Source organism: Streptomyces sp. NPDC087901, assembly GCF_044742205.1.
Lineage (GTDB): Bacteria > Actinomycetota > Actinomycetes > Streptomycetales > Streptomycetaceae > Streptomyces.
Genome location: NZ_JBIUUC010000001.1, coordinates 747,698 through 772,401 on the forward strand (window position 1 = coordinate 747,698; position 24,704 = coordinate 772,401).

General features: G+C 71.7%; 23 protein-coding genes. 11 read left to right on the plus strand and 12 right to left on the minus strand.

All coding sequences use genetic code 11. The features are described 5' to 3' along the window. The first annotated feature begins 63 nt into the window (after positions 1–63). The gene (locus ACIOEW_RS03325) at positions 64–840 is read left to right on the plus strand and encodes a class I SAM-dependent methyltransferase (RefSeq protein WP_401960888.1); all 777 of its coding nucleotides are present in this window, start codon (positions 64–66) and stop codon (positions 838–840) included. Next, positions 837–1,910: a prenyltransferase gene (locus tag ACIOEW_RS03330; RefSeq protein ID WP_401960891.1), complete on the plus strand. Its 1,074-nt coding sequence runs from the start codon at positions 837–839 to the stop codon at positions 1,908–1,910. The genes ACIOEW_RS03325 and ACIOEW_RS03330 overlap by 4 nt, the downstream gene beginning before the upstream one ends. Before the next feature lie 12 nt (positions 1,911–1,922). On the opposite strand, the gene ACIOEW_RS03335 is transcribed toward ACIOEW_RS03330, so the two are convergent. Next, positions 1,923–2,213, minus strand: coding sequence for a hypothetical protein (locus tag ACIOEW_RS03335; RefSeq protein ID WP_326735924.1), 291 nt, complete (start codon positions 2,211–2,213; stop codon positions 1,923–1,925). Positions 2,214–2,353: 140 nt separating this feature from the next. On the opposite strand from ACIOEW_RS03335, the gene ACIOEW_RS03340 reads away from it, so the two are divergent. The 4 genes from ACIOEW_RS03340 (at position 2,354) to ACIOEW_RS03355 (ending at position 5,930) form a co-directional block, all read left to right on the plus strand. Then, positions 2,354–2,908 (plus strand): hypothetical protein, encoded by a 555-nt coding sequence (locus tag ACIOEW_RS03340; RefSeq protein WP_362541312.1) that lies wholly within the window; start codon positions 2,354–2,356, stop codon positions 2,906–2,908. Between the two features lie 41 nt (positions 2,909–2,949). Beyond that, positions 2,950–3,729, plus strand: a complete 780-nt coding sequence (locus tag ACIOEW_RS03345; protein ID WP_401960893.1) for a maleylpyruvate isomerase family mycothiol-dependent enzyme — start codon at positions 2,950–2,952, stop codon at positions 3,727–3,729. A 131-nt stretch (positions 3,730–3,860) separates the two neighbouring features. Further along, positions 3,861–4,907, plus strand: a complete 1,047-nt coding sequence (locus tag ACIOEW_RS03350; protein ID WP_401960895.1) for a PHP domain-containing protein — start codon at positions 3,861–3,863, stop codon at positions 4,905–4,907. Between the two features lie 222 nt (positions 4,908–5,129). Then, entirely contained in the window at positions 5,130–5,930 is an 801-nt protein-coding gene (locus ACIOEW_RS03355) for an SAM-dependent methyltransferase (RefSeq protein WP_362541321.1), read from the plus strand. Between the two features lie 58 nt (positions 5,931–5,988). Here the strand turns inward: ACIOEW_RS03355 and ACIOEW_RS03360 are convergent, their stop codons facing one another. From ACIOEW_RS03360 to ACIOEW_RS03390, 7 genes are all read right to left on the minus strand, one after another. Further along, positions 5,989–6,999, minus strand: coding sequence for an LLM class F420-dependent oxidoreductase (locus ACIOEW_RS03360; RefSeq protein WP_362541324.1), 1,011 nt, complete (start codon positions 6,997–6,999; stop codon positions 5,989–5,991). 114 nt (positions 7,000–7,113) lie between these two features. Further along, positions 7,114–7,899 (minus strand): hypothetical protein, encoded by a 786-nt coding sequence (locus ACIOEW_RS03365; RefSeq protein ID WP_362541327.1) that lies wholly within the window; start codon positions 7,897–7,899, stop codon positions 7,114–7,116. Positions 7,900–8,110: 211 nt separating this feature from the next. Then, positions 8,111–9,049 carry an N-acetylmuramoyl-L-alanine amidase gene (locus ACIOEW_RS03370; protein ID WP_362541329.1) on the minus strand — a complete coding sequence of 313 codons (939 nt, stop codon included), beginning with the start codon at positions 9,047–9,049 and terminating at the stop codon, positions 8,111–8,113. Between the two features lie 194 nt (positions 9,050–9,243). Continuing rightward, positions 9,244–9,831, minus strand: a complete 588-nt coding sequence (locus tag ACIOEW_RS03375; protein ID WP_401961531.1) for a class I SAM-dependent methyltransferase — start codon at positions 9,829–9,831, stop codon at positions 9,244–9,246. 161 nt (positions 9,832–9,992) lie between these two features. Then, positions 9,993–11,321: a M20/M25/M40 family metallo-hydrolase gene (locus ACIOEW_RS03380; RefSeq protein WP_362541335.1), complete on the minus strand. Its 1,329-nt coding sequence runs from the start codon at positions 11,319–11,321 to the stop codon at positions 9,993–9,995. Beyond that, complete coding sequence (locus tag ACIOEW_RS03385) at positions 11,318–12,706, minus strand: cytosine permease (RefSeq protein ID WP_401960899.1); 1,389 nt, start codon at positions 12,704–12,706, stop codon at positions 11,318–11,320. The genes ACIOEW_RS03380 and ACIOEW_RS03385 overlap by 4 nt, the downstream gene beginning before the upstream one ends. Continuing rightward, positions 12,706–13,659: a DUF1177 domain-containing protein gene (locus ACIOEW_RS03390; RefSeq protein ID WP_401960902.1), complete on the minus strand. Its 954-nt coding sequence runs from the start codon at positions 13,657–13,659 to the stop codon at positions 12,706–12,708. Before ACIOEW_RS03390 ends, ACIOEW_RS03385 begins: the two co-directional genes overlap by 1 nt. A 147-nt stretch (positions 13,660–13,806) precedes the next feature. On the opposite strand from ACIOEW_RS03390, the gene ACIOEW_RS03395 reads away from it, so the two are divergent. Then, positions 13,807–14,640 carry an IclR family transcriptional regulator gene (locus tag ACIOEW_RS03395; RefSeq protein WP_401960905.1) on the plus strand — a complete coding sequence of 278 codons (834 nt, stop codon included), beginning with the start codon at positions 13,807–13,809 and terminating at the stop codon, positions 14,638–14,640. 35 nt (positions 14,641–14,675) lie between these two features. Next, complete coding sequence (gene pepE / locus ACIOEW_RS03400; protein ID WP_401960908.1) at positions 14,676–15,404, plus strand: dipeptidase PepE; 729 nt, start codon at positions 14,676–14,678, stop codon at positions 15,402–15,404. On the opposite strand, the gene ACIOEW_RS03405 is transcribed toward pepE, so the two are convergent. Then, positions 15,367–17,178, minus strand: a complete 1,812-nt coding sequence (locus ACIOEW_RS03405; RefSeq protein ID WP_401960910.1) for an MFS transporter — start codon at positions 17,176–17,178, stop codon at positions 15,367–15,369. The two genes, pepE and ACIOEW_RS03405, sit on opposite strands and share 38 nt — an antisense overlap. 261 nt (positions 17,179–17,439) lie before the next feature. On the opposite strand from ACIOEW_RS03405, the gene ACIOEW_RS03410 reads away from it, so the two are divergent. From ACIOEW_RS03410 to ACIOEW_RS03420, 3 genes are all read left to right on the plus strand, one after another. Continuing rightward, positions 17,440–19,614 carry an acyl-CoA dehydrogenase gene (locus tag ACIOEW_RS03410; protein WP_401960912.1) on the plus strand — a complete coding sequence of 725 codons (2,175 nt, stop codon included), beginning with the start codon at positions 17,440–17,442 and terminating at the stop codon, positions 19,612–19,614. Positions 19,615–19,784: 170 nt separating this feature from the next. Then, on the plus strand, positions 19,785–20,981 hold the full coding sequence (locus ACIOEW_RS03415) for a lipid-transfer protein (protein WP_401960915.1): 1,197 nt from the start codon (positions 19,785–19,787) through the stop codon (positions 20,979–20,981). Between the two features lie 89 nt (positions 20,982–21,070). Next, a complete protein-coding gene (locus ACIOEW_RS03420) occupies positions 21,071–22,501 on the plus strand; it encodes a DHA2 family efflux MFS transporter permease subunit (protein ID WP_401960918.1) in 1,431 nt (476 codons plus the stop codon). Positions 22,502–22,528: 27 nt separating this feature from the next. Here the strand turns inward: ACIOEW_RS03420 and ACIOEW_RS03425 are convergent, their stop codons facing one another. The 3 genes from ACIOEW_RS03425 to ACIOEW_RS03435 form a co-directional block, all read right to left on the minus strand. Then, positions 22,529–23,161, minus strand: coding sequence for a response regulator transcription factor (locus ACIOEW_RS03425; RefSeq protein ID WP_362541439.1), 633 nt, complete (start codon positions 23,159–23,161; stop codon positions 22,529–22,531). Between the two features lie 89 nt (positions 23,162–23,250). Then, entirely contained in the window at positions 23,251–23,481 is a 231-nt protein-coding gene (locus tag ACIOEW_RS03430; protein ID WP_401960921.1) for a hypothetical protein, read from the minus strand. Between the two features lie 26 nt (positions 23,482–23,507). Then, positions 23,508–24,695: a sensor histidine kinase gene (locus tag ACIOEW_RS03435; protein WP_401960924.1), complete on the minus strand. Its 1,188-nt coding sequence runs from the start codon at positions 24,693–24,695 to the stop codon at positions 23,508–23,510. Positions 24,696–24,704 lie beyond the last annotated feature (9 nt).

Below are 24,704 nucleotides of genomic sequence, written 5' to 3' on the forward strand. Positions count from 1 at the left end.
TTCCCGATCCCCTGACCTCCCTCCTTCCCCTCCCGACTCCCTCGACCGCGAAAGCAGGCATTCGTGCTGACCGTGGACTTCACCCGCTTCCCGCTCGCCGCAGGCGACCGAGTGCTCGACCTGGGCTGCGGCGCCGGACGCCACGCCTTCGAGTGCTACCGGCGCGGCGCCCAGGTCGTGGCTCTCGACCAGAACGGCGAGGAGATCCGCGAGGTCGCGAAGTGGTTCGCCGCGATGAAGGAGGCCGGTGAGGCGCCCGAGGGAGCCACCGCCACCGCGATGGAGGGCGACGCGCTCAACCTGCCGTTCCCCGACGAGTCCTTCGACGTCGTGATCATCTCCGAGGTCATGGAGCACATCCCCGACGACAAGGGCGTGCTCGCCGAGATGGTCCGGGTCCTGAAGCCCGGCGGCCGGATCGCGATCACCGTGCCGCGTTACGGCCCCGAGAAGGTCTGCTGGACGCTCTCCGACGCGTACCACGAGGTCGAGGGCGGGCACATCCGCATCTACAAGGCCGACGAGCTGCTCGGCAAGATCCGCGGCGCCGGCCTCAAGCCGTACGGCAGCCACCACGCGCACGCCCTGCACTCGCCCTACTGGTGGCTGAAGTGCGCTTTCGGCGTCGACAACGACAAGGCGTTGCCGGTGCGGGCGTACCACAAGCTGCTCGTCTGGGACATCATGAAGAAGCCGATGGTCACCCGGGTCGCCGAGCAGCTGCTCAACCCGGTCGTCGGCAAGAGCTTCGTGGCCTACGCGACCAAGCCGCACCTGCCCGTCGCCGCGGCCGCCCAGGCGCCCGTGCGGACCGACGACTCCGCCAAGGCCGAGGCGTGAGTCTTCCCGAGCGGACCGAACACCTCGTCCTGCCCGGCGTGCTCACCGCCGAGGAGGCCGCAGAGACCGTCGCCGCCGTGCTCGCCGTGCAGTGCGACGACGGCGCGCTTCCGTGGTTCCGGGGCCACCACCTCGACCCGTGGGACCACACCGAGGCAGCCATGGCCCTGGACGCGGCCGGCGAGCACGCCGCCGCGGAACGCGCGTACGAGTGGCTTGCCCGCAACCAGAACGAGGACGGCTCCTGGTACGCGGCCTACCACGACGGCGACCCGCAGCAGCCGACCGACCGCGGCCTGGAGACCAACTTCTGCGCCTACGTGGCCGTCGGCGTCTGGCACCACTACCTCGCCACCGGCGACGACGCGTTCGTCGACCGGATGTGGCCGACGGTCTTCGCCGCCGTCGAGTTCGTCCTGCGGCTCCAGCAGCCCGGCGGGCAGATCGGCTGGAAGCGGGAGGCCGACGGCACTCCGGTGACGGACGCGCTGCTGACCGGTTCCTCCTCCATCCACCAGGCCCTGCGCTGCGCGCTGGCCCTCGCCGAGAGCCGCGAGGAGCCGCAGCCCGACTGGGAGTTGGCGACGGGGGCGCTGGCGCATGCGATCCGCAGCCACCCGGAGCGCTTCCTCGACAAGAGCCACTACTCGATGGACTGGTACTACCCGGTCCTCGGCGGCGCGCTCAGCGGAGCGGGCGCCAAGCAGCGGATCGAGGAGGGCTGGGACCGCTTCGTCGTCCCGGACCTCGGCGTGCGCTGTGTGCTGCCCAACCCATGGGTGACCGGCGGCGAGAGCTGCGAACTCGCCCTGGCCCTCTGGGTGATGGGGGAATCCGACCGGGCTCTGGAGATCCTCCAGTCGGTCCAGCACCTGCGGGCCGAGGGCGGGATGTACTGGACGGGGTACGTCTTCGAGGGCAACCGGGCGTTCTGGCCCGAGGAGCACACCGCGTGGACCGCCGGATCGCTGCTGCTGGCGGTGGCCGCGCTCGGTGGGGACGAGGCGACCACCGCGGTCTTCAGCGGGGAACGGCTGCCGAAGGGGCTGGAGCCGGACTGCTGCGGCTGAGAGAGCCCGCTCTCAGTGCCGGATGCGGCCGGCCACCGCGTGGCCGACGAAGAGGTACACGACGGCGGCCAGGCCGTATCCGCAGACGACCCGGGCCCAAGCCGCGTCGAAGGTGAACAGGTCGTACGACCAGCCTGCGAGCCACCGGGCGGTGTGCTGCACGAAGTCGACCAGGTCGTTGGCCCGGTTGGCGTCGAGCAGGTACATCAGAATCCACAGGCCGATGATGAAAGCCATGATGTCGGCCACCACGGCTATGACACGTGCTGCGGTGCTGCTTCCCTTGCCTCTGCTGTAGGACATGGAGTCCGGGTTGCCGCTTTCGGCCCGGTGAAACCCGGACGGCGGTCCCGGGTGGCGGGGCCGGGCCCCCGGAGCCAGCCTGACGGAGGAGTGCCGGGCCCCGGCACCCGCTGCGATGTCCCCGGTCAGAGAGGCCCGCCGTGCCCCGCTCCGCACCGCTCCGCCGACTCCTCGTGGCACTGCTGCTGTCCTGCACCGTGCTGGTGAGCACCACCGCGTGCGGGAGCGACGACGAGAACAGCGGTACGGGCAGTTCGGCATCGCCCACCGGTACGTCGTCGGCCGAGGCGCAGAAGTTCGCCAAGACGCGGTTCGTCGCCAACGCGGGGCTCGCGGCGGGCGCGACGTACCAGTGGATCGTCAAGCCGTACCGCGCCGGGAAGTTCAAGAAGGGGGCCGACGGACGGACCTTCGCACTCGTCAAGGCCGGGCTCGCGGGCGGATTCGCCTACAACCGGCTCAGGGCGGCGTCGGACAACGCCAAGGGCGACCCCCTGCTCTCGAAGGCCGTCGCCCCGCTGACCGCGGGCATCGAGTCCCTCAAGGGCATGGCCACCAAGCTCCGCAAGGGTGAGGCCGGTGACGGGGACGTCGGCGCGTTCGAGAGCGTCATCAACAGCATCAAGGACGCCGGGAAGAGCGCGGGCGCCGAGGTGAGGGACAAGGTGCCGTCCACCTCGCAGCTCAGCGGATAACCGCATGTGAGGGGTGGTCATGCCCGCACTAGAGTGCGGGCATGACCACCCCCATCGCGCATACGCGCTACTGCGACGAAATCGTCCGGCTGACCGACGTGTTGAGGGCGGCGATCAGCGGCGCGGACCTCGACGCGACCGTCCCGACCTGTCCGGAGTGGACGCTGCGCGACCTCGCCGTCCACATCGGCGGCGCCCACCGCTGGGCCGGCGAGATAGTCCGCTCCCGGGCGACCGAGGAGGTCCCGGACGAGCAGGTGCCGGCGTTCACCCCCGGCGGCGACGACCCCGCCGTGCTCGACGCCTGGCTGGCGGACGGGGCGGCCGGGACCGCCGGGGCGCTGCGGGAGGCGGGCCCGGAGGCGGAGGTCTGGTCCTGGTACCGGGACCGCAACGCGGGCTTCTGGGCGCGGCGCATGGCGATCGAGACCGTCGTCCACCTGGCGGACGCTGCCCTGGCCGCGAAGGTGCCGTACACGATGTCGCCGGAACTGGCCGCCGACACGATCGACGAGTGGCTGGAGATCGTCGCCTTCGCCCAGGCCGGGGGTGACCCGGAGGCCGCGGAGCTGCGCGGGGCGGGCCGCTCCATCCACCTGCACGCCACCGACGTACCGGACGCCGAGTGGCTCATCGAGTTCGGTGAGGACGGCTTCACGTGGCGCCGCGCGCACGGGAAGGCGACCGTGGCCCTGCGGGGGCCGCTCACCGACCTGATGCTCGTCTTCAACCGCCGTCTCGCCCCGGACAGTGACCGGGTCGAGCTGCTGGGCGACGCGGAGCTGCTGGACTTCTGGCTGGCCCGGTCCTCCTTCGGCTGACCGGCACGGCCGTGCGGCCGGTCTGCGGGCCGGGGCGCACGCCCCGGCCGCCGGGATGCGCCGGTGTGCGGGCCGGGCGGGCCTGGGCCAAGCTGGATGGGCAGCCCGTCCCGTCCTGCCAGGAGGTGCCGATGGACCCGGTCCGGGCCCTGGAGCGGATCGCCTTCCTGCTGGAGCGGGGCAGGGCCGACACCTACCGCGTCCAGGCCTTCCGCACAGCCGCCCGCACCGTCGCGGCGATGGACGACGGCGAGGCCGCGGAACGGGTGACGAACGGCTCCCTGGAGCGGGTCAAGGGCATCGGCCCCCGTACCGCCCAGGTCGTCCGCGAGGCGGTCGCCGGGCGCACGCCCGCCTATCTGGAGCGGCTGGAGACGGAGACCGCGCAGAGCGGCCCGCTCGCCGAGGGCGGTGAACGGCTGCTCGGGCTGCTGCGCGGCGACTGCCATCTGCACTCCGACTGGTCGGACGGCGGCAGCCCGATCGAGGAGATGGGCCGCACGGCGGCGGAGCTCGGGCACGACTGGGCGGTGCTCACCGACCACTCGCCCCGGCTGACGGTGGCGGGCGGACTCTCGCCCGAGCGGCTCCGGCGACAGCTCGACGTGGTGGCCGAACTCAACGAGCACTGGGCGCCGTTCCGGCTGCTGACCGGCATCGAGTGCGACATCCACCTCGACGGCTCACTCGACCAGGAGGAGGAGCTGCTGGAACGGCTGGACCTCGTGGTGGTGTCCGTGCACTCCAAGCTGCGGATGGACCCCGGCCCGATGACCCGGCGCATGGTCGCCGCCGTCCGCCACCCGCAGGCGAACGTCCTCGGTCACTGCACCGGGCGCCTCGTCACCGGCCGTGGCCGCCCGGAGTCGCGGTTCGACGCGGACGAGGTCTTCGCCGCCTGCGCCGAGGCGGGCACGGCGGTGGAGATCAACAGCAGGCCCGAACGGCTGGACCCGCCCCGGCGGCTGTTGCGTCAGGCCGTGGACGCGGGCACGCTGTTCGCCGTCGACACCGACGCGCATGCGCCCGGACAGCTCGACTGGCAGATCCACGGCTGCGCCCGCGCCGAGGAGTGCGGGGTCCCGGCGGAGCGTGTCGTCACGACGTGGACGGCGGACGAACTGCTCGGCTGGACCCGCGAGGGACGGCTGCCCGCCGGTCCCCAGGCAGAGACCTGAGCCGTCGGCGCGAGGTGCCCGGCTGCGGGGTGTGCCGCCCGGAAGAGCGACCCGTCGGGCTCCCCGCTCTCCTTGCCGGGCCACTGCGCCCGGCTCTGCCTCCCGGCCCCGTAAGGGAGTTGATTCCCTGCCGGGCTGGTGCGGACGTTGCTGGTGAGGAAGCATGGGCATGCGCGGTACGGGGGTCGTCCGCGCAACCGATGTGCGAGACGAAGAGGGCCGATGACTGACAAGCAGGGCACCCGGACGCCGGTGGACGGAATCGACACGGGCACGCCGCATTCGGCGCGGGTGTGGAACTACTGGCTGGGCGGCAAGGACAACTACGAGGTGGACCGCCGGCTCGGGGCGACGATGGAGGAGCTGTACCCGCAGATCATCGAGATAGCGCGCGCCTCCCGGGCCTTCCAGGCGCGAGCGGTGCGCTATCTGGCCGCTGAGGCAGGGATACGGCAGTTCCTGGATCTCGGCACCGGCCTGCCGACGGCGAACGCGACACACGAGGTCGCCCAGGGCGTCGAGCCGACGGCACGCATCGTGTACGTGGACAACGACCCGATCGTCCTGGCTCACGCGCGTGCCCTGCTGACCAGCCGGCCCGAGGGGGCGACGGACTATGTGCACGCCGACCTGACGGACGCGAAGGCGGTGCTGGGCGAGGCCGCCCGGACGCTGGACCTCGACCAGCCGGTGGCTGTGATGCTGCTCTCGACGCTGGGACACGTCGCGGACTCGGACGAGGCCGCGGCGCTGCTCCGCAGCTACTTGGACGCGCTGCCCGCGGGCAGCCACCTGATGCTGTGCGACACCATCGAGACTCCGGAGACGCAGGCCGGGTCCGACGAGTACGCCAGCGGCGGTGCCCTGCCGTACATCTCACGTCCCAGGGAGATCGTGGGGGCCTTCGCGGACGGACTCGAGCTGGTGGAGCCGGGCTTCGGCTCGATCAGCCTGTGGCGCCCCGAGGAGCCGGCCGTCGGCGAGCCGGTCGACCAGTGGGGATTCGTGGCCGCCAAGCGGTAGCCGGCGCCGGCCGCAGGATGATGAGCCGGGTGAGGCGGAGCCCGGGGCGGTAGCGGTCCTACCGGTTGAGCTCCGCCAGCACCCGCAGGGTATGCGGGTCCGGCGCGGTCACCAGGAGATCGGTGACCGGGCCCTTGCGCCACAACTCCAGCCGTTCCGCGATGCGTTCCCTCGGCCCGACGAGCGAGATCTCGTCGGCGAACGCATCCGGCACGGCCAGTACCGCCTCCTGCTTCCGCCCCTCCAGGAACAGCTGCTGGATCCGCCGCGCCTCTTCCGCGTATCCCATCCGCGCCATCAGGTCGGCATGGAAGTTGCGGGCCGCGGCGCCCATGCCGCCGATGTAGAAGCCGAGCATCGCCTTCACCGGCAGCAGCCCCTCCGCGACATCGTCACAGACCTGCGCGCGGGCCATCGGCGCGATCATGAACCCCTCGGGGAGGCCGCTCAGCGAGGCCTCGTACACATCGGTGCGCAGGGGCGACCAGTACAGCGGCAGCCAGCCGTCCGCGATCCGGGTGGTCTGCGCGATGTTCTTCGGCCCCTCCGCGCCCAGCAGCACCGGGAGCCCGGCGCGCAGCGGATGCGTGATCGGCTTCAGCGGCTTGCCGAGGCCGGTGGCGTCCGGGCCGTTGTACGGATGCGCGTGGAACCGGCCGTCCAGGGCGACGGGCGCCTCGCGGCGCAGCACCTGGCGAACCACGTCGACGTACTCGCGGGTCGCGGTGAGCGGGCTGCTGGGGAACGGGCGTCCGTACCAGCCCTCCACGACCTGCGGACCGGAGAGCCCGAGGCCGAGCATCATCCGGCCGCCGGAGAGGTGGTCCAGGGTCAGGGCGTGCATGGCGGTCGCCGTCGGGGTGCGGGCCGCCATCTGTGCGATGGCGGTGCCCAGTCGGATACGGGAGGTGTGGGCGGCGATCCAGGTCAGCGGGGTGAAGGCGTCCGAACCCCAGGCCTCCGCCGTCCACACCGACGCGTATCCCAGCTCCTCCGCCGCGCGGGCGAGGTCCAGATGGGCCGGGTTCGGGCCGCGGCCCCAGTATCCGAGAGCGAGTCCGAGCCGCATTCCGGTGCCTCCAGGCATTTCTGACGATGCATCAGATGTAGTCGGAGGGTACGACAGCGGCCCCCCGCCCGGAAGGGGCGGGGGGCCGCTGTCGGTGGTGCGTGTGGCGCTGCGTCAGCCGCGCTGGATGCCCGTGGTGTCCTGGAGCACACCACGACGGCCGTCCTGCGTCTGGGCGATGAGGCCCGGACCGCTCTGCTCGACCGCGAGATACCAGGTGCCCGGCGCCAGTTCGGCGATCGGGGACGGCGAACCGTCCTCGCCGTACAGCGGACGGGCCACCGGAACGGCGAACCAGAACGGGGTGAAGTCACCGGCGGGCGCGGCCTGCTGGGCAGGCGCCTGACCCTGCTGCGGGTCGGGCTGACCGGGGGCGGGCTGACCACCGTACGACGGCGCCTGGCCCTGCGGCTGGGGCTGTCCGGTGTAGGGCGGCTGCTGCTGGCCGCCCGGGTAGCCATAGCCCTGGCCCGGCTGGCCGCCGTACGGCGGCTGCACGGCCTGCGGCTTCGGAGCGCCCGCCAGCGGGGCCTTGAGGGCGGGGAGCATCGGAGAGGCCACCGCACCGGCGGCCAGCGCCAGGGAGGAGATCAGGCCGAGGATCAGGCCGGCCCCGGCGTCGATCTGGCCGAGGTCGATGATGGTCCAGAAGAGGTTCCACGCGGTGAACACCGTGGCGGCCACGCCGAATGCGGCGAGGTCGAGGCCGAGGACCTTGCGCGGCTGGGGCTGTGAGCGGGACAGCACGATCAGTGCGGCACCGACCACCCCGACCATGTAGACGCCGATCGCGTTACCCAGGGAATCCCAGGAGTTGGGCGCGTCGAGGCTGGTGCTTCCGTAGTCGAAGTAGTCGAGGAAAGAGGCGATGAACAGCACGACCGCTGCTCCGATCACCACGCCATCGCCTCGAGTGAGGGAGCGGATATTCACGTGAAGGTCCTTAGTCGGTCGTCTCGTCGGGGCGGTCGTCGCTGCCACCGGTACGGCGCGAAGCTCGGGAGCGGCCCCCCATCGTACGGATGAATCTATCGTCTGCCCGGGCGGGTTGTGTCCCTGCCCGGTCCTTGGGCGGGCATCCTCCCGAATTCATCGCAGAACCACCTCTTGACTACCCCTTGAGGTAGCTGCTGATGCCGTCCGCGATGCCCTGGGCCGCCTTCTGACGCCAACCCGCACTGGTGAGCAGGGCGGCATCATCCGGATCACGCATATTGCCGCATTCGATGAAGACTTTGGGCACGGTCGACAAATTCAGTCCGCCGAGATCCTCGCGGGTGTCCAAGCCGGTTTTGCCGCCGATGTAATTGGAAGGCGCACTTCCGGTAGCGCGGACGAAGAGTCCGGCGATCCGGGTCCCCAGATCACGCGAAGGGCCCACGATTTTCGAGGTGTCCGCTCCGCCGCCGCGCACCGATGCGGGAAGAATCACATGGAAGCCGCGGTTCCCGGCCGCCGAACCGTCCGCGTGGACCGAGACGACCGCGTCGGCCTTTGCCTTGTTGCCGATCCGGGCCCGCTCGTCGACGCAGGGCCCGAACGCCCGGTCGCCGTCGTACGTCAGGAGCACCTTCGCGCCCTGCGCCTGGAGCAGCGTCCGCAACCGGTGCGAGACATCGAGCGTGAACCGGGCCTCCGCGTAACCGGAGTTGGTGGAGGTGCCGGTGGTGTCGCACTCCTTGTGCGTGGTCCCGATGTCCACCTGGCGGCTGATCTCGGCGGTGTGCAGGTGGTTGTCCGGATTGTGGCCCGGGTCGATGACGACCGTCCTGCCGGACAGCGGCCCGGACGGGGCGTCCGGAGCGGACGGCGAGGGGGAGGCGGGCTTCTTCGACCGGGACGGGGAAGGGGACGGGCTCGTGCGCGCCGGTGACGGCGAGGCGGACGCGGCCGCCGAGGACGGGGCGGCGTCGCCGCCCTTACCGGGCTGCGCCTGTGCGGCGCCACCGCCGCCGCAGCCGGCGACGCCCAGGGACAGCACGGTCAGCGCCGCGGCGGCGGACAGGGCGGGGCGGCGGGGCGTGGGAGGAACACTCTCGTCGTGACGCACCCGGCGATGCTATCCGGGAGCCCGCGCGGTGTCCGGAGCGCTCGGATTCCCTTCGGTGCGGCGCAACGTACCGGAGTGCTCGGTTCCGTACCGGTGCGGCGCAACGTATGGGAGTGCTCGGTTCCGTACCGGCACGCCGGAGCGAACGGGAGCGCTCGGATGCCGCCCCCGTACGTCTCAGCGAACGGGAGCGCTCAGATTCCGGCCCCGGTACGCCGCAGCACGCGCAGCGAATCCGTGACGGAGATCTCGGTGAACGCCCCCGAAGCCAGCGCCCGCCGATAGACCCGGTACGGGGCCTGGCCGCCGTGGGCCGGGTCCGGGAACACGTCATGGATCACCAGCAGCCCGCCCTCCGCGACATATGGCGCCCAGCCCTCGTAGTCGCCGTTCGCGTGCTCGTCGGTGTGACCGCCGTCGATGAAGACGAGGCCGAGCCGCCCTCCCCAGACAGCCGCCACCTGCGGCGAACGCCCCACGAGCGCCACCACGTGCTCCTCCAGACCGGCTGCGTGCAGCGTGCGCCGGAACGTGGGCAGTGTGTCCATCCGCCCCACCTCGGGGTCCACCACCGTCGGGTCGTGGTACTCCCAGCCGGGCTGCTGCTCCTCGCTGCCCCGGTGGTGGTCGACGGTGAGAGCCGTCACACCTGCCGCACGTGCCGCGTCGGCGAGCAGGATGGTGGAGCGCCCGCAGTACGTGCCCACCTCCAGCAGCGGCAGACCGAGCGCGGCCGCCTCGGCGGCTGCGGCGTACAGCGCGAGTCCCTCGACCACCGGCATGAAGCCCTTGGCGGCCTGGAACGCGGCGAGAATCTCCGGCTTGGGCTCGGCGGCCACGGGGTTCCTCCTGGTGGGACGGGTCGTTTCGACGGCGCCCCATCGTGCCGCACACCCCCGCCGACATGGTCGGCGGGGGTGTGCGGCCGTGACGGAGGGCTGGCTCAGCAGCTCTGCCAGAGGCGGGTCATGACACGGACACCGAAGCGCAGTCCCTCCAGCGGGACGCGCTCGTCCACGCCGTGGAAGAGCCGGCCGTAGTCCAGGTCGTGCGGGAGCTTCAGGCCCTTGAAGCCGAAGCAGCGGATGCCCAGGTGGGTGAAGGCCTTCGCGTCCGTACCGCCGGGGTTGCAGTACGGCACCGGGTGGCCGTCCGGGTCCTCGGCGCGCACCGCGTCGCACATGGCGTCGACGAGCGGGCCGTCGAACGTGGTCTCCATCGCGATGTCGTGGTTGACCCACTCCCGGGTGACCGAAGGGAGCAGCAGCTTGTCGATCGTGTCGATCAGCTCCTGCTCGTGGCCGGGCAGGAAGCGGCCGTCGACACGGGCGGTGGCCTTCCCGGGGATGACGTTGGTCTGGTAACCGGCGTTGAACATGGTGGGGTTCGCCGAGTTGCGGAGCACCACCTGCATGAAGTCGGAGACCGGGCCGAGCCTGGCGAGGGTGCCCTCGATGTCGTTCTCGTCGAACTCGACACCGTAGAGCCGGGCGGCCTCCTCGAGCAGCGCGCGGACCGGTTCGATCAGCCGGATCGGGAAGGTCTCGCGGCCGATCCGGGTCAGCGACTCGGCGAGGTCGGTGACCGCGTTCTCGTCGTTTGGGGACGAGCCGTGGCCGGCCCGGCCGGTCGCGGTGAGCTCCATCCAGGCCATGCCGCGCTGGGCGTTCTCGATCGGGTAGAGGCGACGGGTGTCGTCGATGGCGAAGGAGAACCCGCCGCCCTCGCCGATCGCCTCGGTGACCCCGGCGAACAGTTCCGGGCGGTGCCCGACCAGCCAGTGGGCGCCGAACTTGCCGCCCGCCTCCTCGTCGGCGAGGAAGGCCAGCACCAGATCGCGCGAGGGCTGCGTGCCGGTGCGGGCGAAGTGGCGGGCGGTGGCCAGCATGACGGCCACCGTGTCCTTCATGTCGATCGCGCCGCGGCCCCAGAGGTAGCCGTCCCGGATCTCGCCGGAGAACGGCGGCACCTGCCACTCGGAGGCGTCGGCGGGCACCACGTCCAGGTGGCCGTGGACCAGCAGGGCGCCGCGCTCCGTGTCGCGGCCCGAGATCCGGGCGATGACGCTGGCCCGGCCGGGGGCGGACTCGATGAGCTCCGAGGCGATGCCCACCTCGGCGAGGCGGCCCACGACCCACTCGGCGCTCGCGCGCTCGTCGCTGGTGGGGTTGGAGGTGTCGAACCTGATCAGTTCGGCGCAGAGGTCGACGACCTCGGCCTGGGCCTCGTCGGAGGCCGGGACCAGGGGGGTGGGGTCGGGGGTGGTGCTCATGCTGCTCCCACAGAGGTGGTGGTGCGGGCGGCGGGGACGGCGCCGTCCCCGTCGTCCAGGGTGGAAGTGCCGTACGGCTTCACCCAGCCCAGCAGGCCGAGGACGCTGTACAGGACGAACGCGGTGGCCAGCGAGTTCAGGGCAGGGATGCCGCCGTCGTAGAACTTGCCGACGCAGAACGCCGCGATCCAGATGACGATCGACATCGGGACCCAGGTCGGCGAGGACTTCGGCAGCGTCTCGGACTCCCGGGTGTCGTCCAGCGGCTTGCGCATCTTCTTCACGACCCAGTACTCGGCCACGATGATGCCGCCGATCGGCGGGATCGCGACTCCGAGGATGGTCAGGAACTCGGTGAAGTGGGTCATGATCCCGACCGCGGACAGGAGCGTGCCCGCGATGCCGAGGACGATCGTGACGGCGCCGCGGTGGACGCGCTTGCCGAAGACGACCTGGAAGAAGTTGACGACGCCGAGCGAGGAGCCGTACAGGTTCCAGTCGTTGATCTTGGCGGTGGACATCAGGACCACGATCACGCCGAAGGCGCCGGAGGTGGAGAGCACGATGTGCGAGACCTCGTTGCTCTTCACCAGGTGGCCCAGGAGCACACCGGTCAGTCCGACGATGTACTCGGAGAGGATCATCGACGAGGCGCTCTGCAGGAAGACGTGCGAGCCCCGCTTGTTGTAGCGGGTCATCTCCGGGGAGACGATCGCGCCCGTCATGTAGCCGCCCGCGATGGCGGTGGCGGCGACGGCCAGCGGGATCGTTTCGCCGGGCGGCGGCGAGTGGATCAGGTCGCTGAACGAGTGGTCGTTGAGCGTGGTGATGACGGACCAGGCGACCATCGCGAAGAACAGCGGGGTGACGATCTTCGCGAAGTTCGCCATGTACTTGAAGCCGAAGATCACCAGGGCGGTGATGGCGATCCCGGCGAACACGCACCACATCCAGGACGGTCCGCCGACCAGCGCCGAGACGCTGTTGCCGAAGATCGTGTTCTGGACGCCGAACCAGCCGACGAGGCTGACCGCGATGACGAAGCTGACCAGCGCGGAGCCGTTGCGGCCGAAGCCCACCCAGCGGGTCAGCATCGGGGTCGCGAGACCCTCGCGCATCCCGGCCAGGCCGATCGCGAAGATCACGACCTCCAGGATCACCGCGCCGAGCGTGAAGGCGAGGAACGCGTCGCCGAAGGTCATGCCGACGCCGATGGTGGCGCCCAGAGTGAACTGCGAGATCGAACCGGACTGGGCCAGCCACTGGAGCAGCATGGACCAGAAGCCGAACCGCTTGTCACGCGGGACGCGCGAGAGCGAGTAGTCGTCGCTGCCGATGCTCTTGGTCTCCTGGACCACGGCGTCGGCCTGCGGGGCGGCTGCCATCAGGACTCCTGGGGTGTACGGCCGAAGGTCTGCAGGTGAGCCAGCGACCCGTAGCGATTGACGAGGTTGTCGAACTCCACCGCGTCGTGGAAGTCCAGGTGGCCGCCGCCGTAGGCCTTGGCGACCTCCACGGCGTAGCGGGCGGCGGACGCGATGTCGCTCTCGTGACTCGCGCCGGTACCGCAGCCCGGCACCGCGGCGGCCGAGGTGATGGCCAGGCCGACGACGGGAGCGGCCGTCGCAGTGGAGGGCTGGAGGATCGAATTGATGTGGTGTGCACCATTACCGTACGGCGTGATGTCCTGTGTGGTCACGGGGTACGTGACCAAGGGCTCACCGGTCACCACGGCCAGCAGCTCACCGAGCTCCTCGCTGACCCGGAGCACCCAGCCCTCCTTGACGGTGGGCGACAGGGCGAGGCCCTTGTGGTTGATGATCCGGTTGCCCTTGGTGGTGTCGATGGAGAGCACGGCCTCCATCTCGCCGGTCACCTCGTGCCGGTTCATCGTGGCGATGTCCACGGGCGAGCCCATGAACGGCACCGGGTCGTGCGGCTCGGTCGGCGCGTTCGGGCAGATGTGCGTGGCGACGACCACATCGCCGGGCAGCACATCGCCGCGGCGGCGCATGTCCAGCAGCTTCGCGGCGGTGGCGACGGCCGAGACCGCGCCGTCGGCGTCGGAGACCAGACCGGTCACCTCGGGCCGGGCGCCGATGCCGCCGAGCCGGCCGACGACGCCCAGCGTGCGGGCGTCGCCCCCGGCCGTGCGTCCCCGGGAGCCGGGGACGCGGACCATGACGAAGTCCGTCGAGCCCTGTTCGCCGGCGACCGTGGTGACCTCCGCGGACGAGCCCTCGGCCCCCGCTACGGAGTCGAGGTACTCGACGACCGTCTTGCCATTGACCTGGGGATCGTCGAGGAGATCGACGATGTCCAGTACGTACTTCAACATGGGGGGCCTTTCTCGCGCATCCATCACACCCGTCCGGCGCCCGGCAGGGAGTGGGACGCCGGACGGGGTGCTGAGAGCAGATTCGGGATCGGATAGCGTTGAACGCAACTGTTTCCCGTTATTTGCAATTCAGGTCTGAATGGTGAGATGACGATGGCGGACTTCGATCTTGACCGGCGCACCCCCGCCGGCGCCCTGCAAACCGTCGACCGGGCGCTCCTCGCGCTGCTCGCGTTCGAGCGGACCCGGCCCGACTGGGGCGTCACCGAGGTCGCCGAGGAGTTCGGCTGGGACACCTCGGTGGCCCAGCGGCTGCTCGCCACCCTCGCGGGGCGCGGCTTCCTGGTCTCCGACCCGGCCACCCGCCGCTACCGCATCGGCCCCGCCGTGCTGCGCCTGGGCAGGCTCTGGGAGCGCTCCGGATCCCTGGAGCTGCTGGCCGGACCGGTCCTGGAGGAGCTGCGCCGGGTCACCGGTGACACCGTGCTGTTCTGTCTGCCGGACAGCTTCCACATGCGGTGCGTGGCTGCCGAGGAGGGGGAGACCGGGCCGCTGCGCTACTACCCGCTGGTCGGTGAGCTCTACCCGGCGCACGCCGGGGCGACCAGCAAGTCGTTCTACGCCTACCTGCCCGACGAGCAGCGCCACCGGCTCTTCCGGGGGCGCCCGATGGCCCGGTTCACCGACCGGACCGTCACCGATCCGGACCTGCTGGAGCAGGAGTTCCTGAAGGTCCGCGCCCAGGGGTACGCCTGGACGGTCGGCGAGTACGACACCGGCGTCGCGACCGTCGCCGTACCGGTCTTCCTCGGCCGCGAACCGTACGGAAGCCTCAGCCTGGGCGGCGCCGAGGAGCGGTTCCAGGGGGCGCCGGAGAACCGCCTCGACGCACTGCGGCAGGCCGCCGAGCTCCTGGAGAAGCGCCTCACCCACCCGCCGCAGCGCCCGAAGCCCAAGGCCCGCCGCACCCGCACGGCCTGACCCGAAGAGACCGAAAGAAGCCCCGGAGGAACCCCGTGAATCTGCTCCTGCTCTCCAACTCCACCCAGCACGGCTGCGGTTACCTGGAACACGCCATCGACACGGTCGCGGCCTTCCTGCCCTCCGGCGCCCGGCTGGCCTTCGTGCCCTACGCGCTCGCCGACTACACCACGTACACCGCGCGCGTCCGGGATGCTCTGGAGCCGGCCGGGATCAGCGTCCGCGGCGTCCATGAGAACGCTGACCCGGTCGCCGAACTCGCCGCTGCCGACGCCGTGTTCATCGGCGGCGGCAACTCCTTCCGGCTGCTGAGCGCGCTCTACCGGACCGGTCTGCGCGACGCCGTCACCGAGGCGGTGCGCGAGGGGCTCCCCTACATGGGGGCCAGCGCGGGGACGAACATGGCGGCGCCCACCCTCCGCACGACCAACGACATGCCCATCGTGCAGCCGCCGTCCTTCGAGACGCTCGGCCTCGTCCCGTTCCAGATCAACCCGCACTACCTGGACCCGGACCCGGAAAGCACCCACAAGGGCGAGACCCGCCAGGAGCGGCTCATGGAGTTCCTGGAGGAGAACGACGTGCCGGTGCTCGGTCTGCGCGAGGGCTCATGGCTGCGGGTCAACGGGCGCCAGGCCCGGGTCCAGGGCGCCCGCCCCGCCCGGCTGTTCACCCGCGGCACGCAGCCGCAGGAGCTCCCGGTGGGGACGGACGTCTCTCATCTGCTCACGACCGCACCCCGGTTCGACGCGCCGGTGCGCTGAGCGTCAGCACCAGGTCGGTCTCGGTCCGCGGCCCGGGCGCCGGGTGCGACGCGGGGCGGGCCCGCGGTGCGTATCCGGCGGCCGATCCGGCCAGGACGAAGCTGCCGTTGCCGGGTGCGGCGAGCGCGTAGCGGCCCTGGGCGTCCGTGGTGGTGAGCCCGGCCTGCCGGCCGTGCCGGTCGATCAGGGTCACGTTGGCCCCGGCCACCGGCGTCCCGTCCGCCTCCAGCACGCGGCCGCGGAAGCCGTCGGAGCCGAGATACGGGTGCGGGACAGCGGGGAGCGGGTTGCCGGCCTCGCGCGCGGCCGCGTCGGCCGAGCTGCTCGCCAGCAGCACCGGCGCGCCGGCCTTCCGCTGCGACGGCAGGAACGCGGCCAGCACGAGACCGACCAGCACCGCACCCGTCGCGATCATGAACGAGGTCCGGAACCCCTCCATGCTGGGCACCGCGACCGGCCCCATCTGCACCGAGGTGTTCGCCAGCACCATGCCGATCACCGCACTCGACACCGAGGTGCCGATCGAGCGCATCAGGGTGTTCAGCCCGTTGGCCGCGCCCGTCTCGGAGGCGTCGACCGCGCCGATGATCAGCGCGGGCAGCGAGGAGTACGCGAGCCCGATGCCGGCCCCGAGCAGCACCGCGATGACGATGGTCTGCCAGGCGGCGCTCATCAGGCCGAGCCCGGCCCCGTAACCGATCGCTATGACCAGCATGCCGAGCATCAGCGAGACCTTGGGGCCGTACCGGGCGGAGATCCGCGCGTACAGCGGGGCGACGAACATCATCGTCAGGCCGAGCGGGGCCACGCACAGGCCGGCGACCACCATGGACTGGCCGAGCCCGTAACCCGTGGACGCCGGCAGCTGGAGCAGCTGCGGAAGGACCAGCGAGACGGCGTAGAAGGCGACCCCGACCATGATCGAGGCGAGGTTGGTGAGCAGCACCTCGCGCCGGGCCGTGGTCCGCAGATCGACCAGCGGCGCGTCGCTCCGCAGCTCGAAGACGCCCCACAGCACGAGGACCACCAGAGCGGCGGCGAGCAGGCCGAGCGTGGTGCCCGAGGTCCAGCCCCAGTCGCTGCCCTTGGTGATCGGCAGCAACAGGAGGACCAGGCCGAGCGAAAGGCCGAGCGCCCCGGTGACGTCGAACCGTCCGGGAGCGCGCAGCGAGGTCTCCGGCACCGCGAGCACGGTCAGCCCCATGGCCAGGACGCCGAGACCGGCCGAACCGAGGAAGAGGGTGTGCCAGTCGGCGTGCTGGGCGACCAGCGCGGCGGCGGGCAGCGCGAGTCCGCCGCCCACCCCGATCGAGGAACTCATCAGGGCCATCGCGGAGCCGAGCTTCTCGCGCGGCAGCTCGTCGCGCATGATCCCGATGCCCAGGGGGATGGCGCCCATGGCGAAGCCCTGGAGCGCACGGCCCACGATCATGATCACGAGATCGTCGGTGAACGCGCAGACCAGCGAACCGACCACCATCACGGCGAGGCTGACCAGCAGCATCTTGCGCTTGCCGTTGAGGTCCCCGAGCCGCCCCATGATCGGGGTGGCGACGGCACCGGCGAGCAGGGTGGCGGTCATCACCCAGGTCGCGTTGGACGGGTCGGTGTGCAGGAGGGCGGGCAGGTCCTTGATGACGGGGACGAGCAGGGTCTGCATCACCGCGACGGTGATGCCCGCGAAGGCGAGCACGGGGACGATCCCGCGGCCCGTCTTCGATGTCCGCGGATCAGGAAGCTCCGCGGCGGGCTGTTCGTGCGTCGTCTGTGGCATACGTGCGGCCTCCGGGCAGCGGAAGAGGAGGGGTGGGGCGGGGAGTGCGGTCCCTGCGGCGGACAGCGCTGACCGCCAGGTACGTGCATGGTGAAACCTTCCGGATGCCCGTGGTATTCCGGTGAATGAGGCAAGAACAGGTCAAGGCGGCCTGCCCGGTTTCCGGCCCGGTCGTAAGTCGGGGCGCATCTGACCTTCCGTCAGATTGGAACGTGTTCTACTCTTGCGCCGTTCCAGTGGCTGCGACCGGCGAGGATCCGCATGGGCATCGGAATCACCGAAGAACACAGGGAGCTCGCACAGGCCGTGCGGGGATGGCTGGCACGTGCCGTACCGCCCGGGGAAATCCGCAAACTGCTCGACGCGGAAGCCCTCGCCGCCCCTCGCGCACGCCCCGCGTACTGGGACGGGCTCGCGGAGCAGGGGCTCCTCGGCATCCATCTGCCCGAGGAGTACGGGGGCGGGGGCGGCGATCTCCTCGATCTGGCCGTCGTCCTCGAAGAGGCGGGCCGCGCCGCACTGCCGGGCCCGTACCTGGCGAGCGCCCTCGCCTCGGCGGTCCTGCACGCCTCGGGCGCCGGTGAGCTGGTGCGCGGCCTGGCGGACGGTACCCGCATCGGGGCCGTCGCCCTCGGCCCCGGCGGTCTCACCGCCGTCGAGCACGAGGACGGCCACCTCCTGGACGGCGAGCTGCCGCCGGTGCTGTCCGGCGCCGAGGCGGACCTGCTCCTGCTGCCCGCCACCTCGGCCACCGGCATCCGCTGGTTCGCCGTCGACGGCGCCGCGCAGGGCCTCACCGTGCGCCCGCACCGCAGCGCCGACCCCACCCGGCCCACCGCCGCGGTCCGCGCCGACGGGGTCCTGGTCCCCGCGGAACGCGCCCTGCGTACCGACTCCGGGCTCGTCCGCGACCTCGCCGCCGTCCTCCTCGCCGCCGAGGCGTGCGGCGTCGCGGCCCGTTCGCTGGACACCGCCACCGAACACGCCAAGGTGCGCGAGCAGTTCGGCCGCCCCATCGGACAGTTCCAGGGCGTCAAGCACCTGTGCGCCGACATGCTCGTACGCGTCGAACAGGCCCGCGCGCTGGCCTGGGACGCCGCCCGCGCGGCCGGTGAACCCGAGGGAGTGCGCGGCCTGGCCGCCGCACTCGCCGCGGCGACCGCCCTGGACGCCGCGTACAGCTGCGCCAAGGACAGCATCCAGATCCTCGGCGGAATCGGCTTCACCTGGGAGCACGACGCCCACCTGTATCTGCGCCGCGCCCTGGTGGCGCGCCAGCTGCTGGGCGCCGGGGACGAACACCGGCAGCGAGCCGTCCGCCTGGCCGGAGGCGGAGCGCGCCGCGAACTCACCCTCGAACTCCCGGCGCAGGCGGCAGAGCACCGCACGTCGGCCCGCGAGGCCCTCGCGGCCGCCCGCGGCCTCGACCCGAGAGCCGCCCGCCGCGCCCTCGCCCCCACCGGCTACGCGGCCCCTCATCTGCCCGCGCCCTACGGACTGGGCGCCGGCCCCGTACAACAACTCGCCGTGCAACAGGAGTTGCGCGAGCAGGGCGTGAAGCTGAGCGATCTGGGGATCGCCACCTGGGTGGTGCCCTCCCTCATCGCGCACGGAACCGCCGAGCAGCAGGACCGCTACCTCCTGCCCACGCTGCGCGGCGAACTCCTCTGGTGCCAGCTGTTCTCCGAACCCGGCGCAGGCTCCGACCTCGCCTCGCTGCGCACCCGGGCCGAACGGACCCCCGAGGGCTGGCGGATCAACGGCCAGAAGGTGTGGACGAGCGCCGCCCAGTGGGCCGACCACGGAATCCTGCTCGCCAGGACCGACCCGGACGCCCCCAAGCACCAGGGACTCGGCTACTTCCTCGTGGACATGAAGAACACCGAGGGCATCGACATCCACCCGCTGAAGGAGATCACCGGCGACTCCCTCTTCAACGAGGTGTACTTCGACGACGTCCTGCTGCCCGCGGACGCCCTCGTCGGCGAGGCCGGCGGCGGCTGGCAGGTCGCCCGCAACACCCTGGGCAACGAACGCGTCCACATGGCCGACCAGCTGACCTTCGACACCGGTCTGGAAGCCCTGATCGAACGTGCCGAAGGACTCGACGGCGCCTGCAGGGCCCGGATCGGGGCACTCGCCGCCGAGGCCCACGCGCTGGCCTGCATCGGGCTGCGGACCACACTCCAGCAGGTCTCCGGACTGGAACCGGGCGCGGGAGCCTCCGTACGCAAGCTCGTCCAGACCGCCCACCAGCAGAAGGTCGCCGAGCTCGCCCTCGAACTCCTCGGCCCGGACGGGGCGGTGTGCGAGGGAGCGGGGGAGCGGACGGTGCACGGCTTCCTGATGTCCCGCTGCCTCACCATCGCGGGCGGCACCACCCAGGTTCAGCTCAATGTCGTCGCCGAGCGCATCCTCGGCCTCCCCCGGGACTGAGAGGGAGCGGCGACGGGGGGCGGCGTCGCGGGGCCGGCCACGCGCATCTGCCGCGTTGCCGTCGACCACCATGGCTCCGCCACGGCTCAGTCCTCCGCCTTGCAGCCGCACGCACCCCGCCCCGCTCCTTCACCCACCCCCAATCGCCGCCCCCTCTGAGAGGACACGATATGAAGGCATACATAGTCGGCGTCGGGATGACGAAGTTCGAGAAGCCCGAGACCCGCGACTGGCAGTACTGGGACATGGCCAAGGAGGCCGGGAGCGCGGCGCTCGCCGATGCGCGGGTCGCGTACGAGGACATCCAGCAGGCCGCCGTCGGCTACTGCTTCCAGGCCTCCACCGCCGGACAGCGCGCCGTCTACGAGCTCGGACTGACCGGTGTGCCCGTCTACAACGTCAACAACAACTGCGCCACCGGCTCCACCGCCCTCATGATGGCCCGCCAGTTCGTCGAGGGCGGCGGCAGCGACTGCGTCCTGGCGCTCGGCTTCGAGAAGATGGCGCGCGGATCGCTCGGCGGCGGCGGATCCGACGGCGGCGCCGGCGACTTCAAGACATCCCCGGTGGCCCGGCACTACGGGATCATGGCCGCCGCCCACGGCTTCGAGATGACCCCGCCCACCGCGCAGATCTTCGGCAACGCCGCCAGGGAACACATGGAGCGGTACGGCACCACGGAGGCGCAGCTCGCCGCCGTCGCCGCCAAGAACCACCGCCACTCGGCCGGCAACCCGTACGCCCAGTTCCAGGACCCGTACACGGTCGACGAGGTCCTCGCGGCCAAGCCCATCCACCGCCCCCTGACCCGGCTCCAGTGCTCACCGACCTCCGACGGGGCGGCAGCGGCCGTCGTCGTCTCCGAGCGCTTCGTCGGGCAACACGACCTCGGCGACCGGGCGGTCGAGATCGCCGCCCAGGCCATGACGACCGACACCGAGGCCTCCTTCGCCTCCGGGACCTGTATCGACGCGGTCGGACTGCCCATGTCGAGGGAGGCGGCACGGCAGGTGTACGAGACCGCCGGCATCGGGCCCGACGACCTCGACGTCATCGAGCTCCACGACTGCTTCTCCATCAACGAACTCCTCACCTACGAGGCGCTCGGACTGTGCGGCGAGGGCGAGTCCGGGGCGCTCGTCGAGTCCGGCGCCACCACCCACGGCGGCCGCTGGGTGGTGAACCCGTCGGGCGGGCTGATCTCCAAGGGGCACCCGCTCGGGGCCACCGGAATCGCCCAGGCCGCCGAACTCACCTGGCAGCTCAGGGGCGAGGCGGGGGCCCGCCAGGTGCCGGACGCCCGGACCGGACTCGCCCACAACATCGGGCTCGGGGGAGCGGCGGTGGTGACGCTCCTGCGGCGGTGAGGGCCCGGTGGAGCCCTCGGTCCTACGCCGCTGGACCGAGGCCGGTACGGCCTGGAAACCGATGTACGGGTCGCGAGGTGGCTGAGAGTATGACGTTCATGGTTGACATCTCGACGCCCACACGCCGTGGCGGCGGTACCCGGACCCGTACCTGGGCGGTCGTGGTCGCCGCCTGTACCGGCCAGTTCCTCGTCGTGCTCGACGTGTCCGTCGTCAATGTGGCCCTCCCGTCCATGCGCACCGACCTGGGGCTGAGCGCCGCGGGACTGCAATGGGTGCTCAACGCGTACTCGATCGCGTTCGCCGGATTCATGCTGTTCGGCGGGCGGGCCGCCGACCTCTACGGCCGCAAGCGGATGTTCCTCGTCGGCCTCGGCCTGTTCACCGCCGCCTCCCTCGCCGGAGGACTCGCCCAGGAGGGCTGGCAGTTGCTCGCCGCCCGCGCCGCCCAGGGACTCGGCGCCGCGGTGCTCGCCCCCGCGACCCTCACCCTGCTCACCGCGGCCGTCCCCGAGGGGCCGGCCAGGACCAGGGCCATCGGCACCTGGATGGCCGTCGGAGCGGGCGGCGGTGCGGCCGGCGGACTGATCGGCGGGGTGCTCACCGACGCCCTGTCCTGGCGGTGGGTCCTGCTCATCAACGTACCCATCGGGGTGCTCGTCCTGGCCGGCGCCGCACTCCGGCTCGCCGAGGGCCGGGCCGGTGAGCGCAGCCGTATCGACCTCCTGGGCGCGCTGCTCGTCACGGCGGGCCTGGCCTCGGTCGCCTACGGCATCGTGCAGACCGAGGAATCGGGCTGGACCGCCGTCGCGACCCTGCTTCCGCTGCTGGGCGGAGTGGCGCTGCTCACCCTGTTCGTCCTGGTGGAGGCCCGCACCGCGAAGCCGCTGATGCCGCTGCGGGTGCTGGCGGCGCGGGCGGTGGCCTCGGCGAACGTGGCGATGTTCGTGATCGGCTCGGCCACGTTCTCGATGTGGTACTTCATGACCGTGTACGCACAGAACGTCCTGGGCTACTCCGCACTGGAGGCCGGACTCGCCCTGATTCCCACCTCGGTGGCCGTCGTGGTCGGCTCCAAGTGCGCGCCGCGGCTCATGGTCCGCACCGGCGCGAAGAACCTGGCGCTGATCGGCACGGCGACCGCGGCCGCGGGCTTCGGCTGGCAGTCCACGATGACGGCCGACGGCTCGTATCTCACGGCGGTCTGCCTGCCCGGCATCCTGATGATGGCAGGCACCGGCCTCGCGGCCACCCCGCTCGCCACCCTCGCCACCTCGGGCGCGGCCCCCGGCGAAGCCGGCCTGGTCTCCGGCCTCGTCAACACCTCCCGCACGATGGGCGGTGCACTCGGCCTGGCCGTGCTCTCCACGGTCGCCGCGGCCCGCACGGCGGGCTCCACGGACGCGGTGGAGCTCACGGCCGGTTACGCGCTGGCCTTCCGGACGGCGGGCGGGGTGCTGCTCGGCGGACTGCTGCTGATGGTCTTCTGGCTGCCGCGCCACGGGTCGGCGAAGCGCTGACGGCTGCGCCGGGTACCGGCACCGTCCTCAGAGCCACCCCTGCTGCCGGGCTGCCCGGACCGCCTCCATCCGGTTGCGTGTGCCCGTCTTCCCGATCGCCGCGGACAGGTAGTTGCGGACGGTCGACTCCGACAGGTGCAGCTTCAGCGCGATGTCGGCGACCGTCGCGCCGTCCACCGAGGCCATCAGCGCATCGCGCTCCCGCGCGGTCAGCGGGCTCGGCCCCGCGCTCAGGGCGGCGGCGGCCAGGGCGGGGTCGATGACTGTCTCCCCGGTCAGCACCCGGCGGATCGCCACCGCGAGCTCCTCGACCGGCCCGTCCTTGACCAGGAAGCCGGCCGCCCCGGCCTCCATCGCGCGCCGCAGATAGCCGGGCCGGCCGAACGTGGTGAGGATCAGCACCCGGCAGTCCGGCACCTCCTCGCGCAGATCGGCGGCCGCGTCCAGGCCGCTGCGACCCGGGAGTTCGATGTCCAGGAGCGCCACATCGGGCCGGGACATCAGGGCGGCGGCCACGATCTCGTCGCCCGCGCCCACCTGGGCGACCACCTCGATGTCCGGCTCCAGCCCGAGCAGCAGGGCCAGCGCGCCGCGCATCATGCCCTGGTCCTCGGCGAGCAGCACTCGTACGGAATTGGTCGGCCGGTGATCCTGCGGCATCTCGTTCACGGGGGACAGCGTAGGGCGGGCTGCCTGTCGGGCCGGTCCGGCAAGGCCGTGGACGCACGCCCGGCCCTCAAGCCCGGCGGCTACTGGACGGGGGCCAACTCCAGAGCCTGGACCATGCGTTTCCATCCGCCTGGCACGGTCCCGCCGAGGGCCGCGCCGACGACTGTGCGGAGCGCTTGGCGGAACTCGGGCAGGCCGTAGCAACGCCTCGCGGACCATGCCGCCGCCGCCCCGCCGCAGAAGGCCACGAGGACCAGCACCATGTGCGCCGAATCCATCCAGGCGTTGCGGGCGAGGGACGCCGGTTCCACTCCTTCCAGTTCCTCCGCGAAGCCGTTCAGCTCTCGCCGGCCTCGTCGTCCGGTGCGCCCGGCGTGCCCGCCGGAAGCTCCGCCGTCACCACGAAGCCGCCCTCCGGCCCAGGCCCCGCCTCCAGTGAGCCGCCGGCCACGGCGAGGCGTTCGGTGAGGCCCTTCAGGCCCGTGCCGCCTATGCCCGGGGACGGCGGTGTCGCCGGGGTCCGGCCGTCGTCGGTGACCGTGAGACGGACCCGGTCGGGGGTGCCGTCGACGACGAACGCGCAGACGGTGGCGGTGGAGTGGCGGACGACGTTGGTGACGGCCTCCCGCACCACCCAGCCCAGCAGCGCCTCCGTCTGCGGCGCGAGCGGGGGGCCCGATCGGCGGACGGACGGTTCGATCCCGGCGGCGGTCAGCGCGGATCTGGCACCGTCGAGTTCGGTGGCCAGGCTGCCCTCGCGGTAGCCGGTGACCGCCTCGCGGATCTCGGTGAGCGCCTGCCGGCCGACGGATTCGATGTCGGCGACCTGGAGGAGCGCGGCGTCGACGTCACGCGGTGCGAGCCTGCGCGCCGCCTCCGACTTGACGACGATCACCGAGAGCGTGTGGCCCAGCAGGTCGTGCAGATCGCGGGAGAAGCGCAGCCGTTCCTTCTCGACGGCGGTACGGGCCAGTTCCTGCCGGGTGGCGCGCAGTTCCATCACCGTCTCCGACAGGGTGAGGATCGCGGCCGTCACCGCACCCGAGATGAACGTCCCGTAGCCCAGCGTCCAGGGCGTCGGCCCGCCGTCCTCGCGCCACACCGCGATCAGGCACGCGGACACGGCGAGGCCGAGCAGCCCGGCGGCGAGCCAGCGGTGGCGCAGGATGGTGCCGCACGCCAGCGAGAGCAGCGGGAAGAAGAGCAGCCAGCTGCCGCCGTAGCCGATCGCCAGTCCGAAGGTGATGGCTGCCATCGCGCCCAGCAGGACGTACGACACCGGGCTCTCGCGCTTCTCCTTCACGAATCCGCGGAACACCACGGAGATGTAGAGGGAGTTGAAGGCAAGAAGCCCGAGGCCGCCGATCCACGGGTTGGGCGTCTCGCCCTGGAAGAGGTTGGAGAAGGAACCCAGGCCCATCAGGAGCCAGGGCAGCAGGACGTACGGTCCCGGGGGGCCGGGCCGGCGCCCCTCCTGGCGCAGCCGGCGCCGTTCCCTCCGGGCTGCTCTTCCGTTCCTGGGCATGTTCACTCC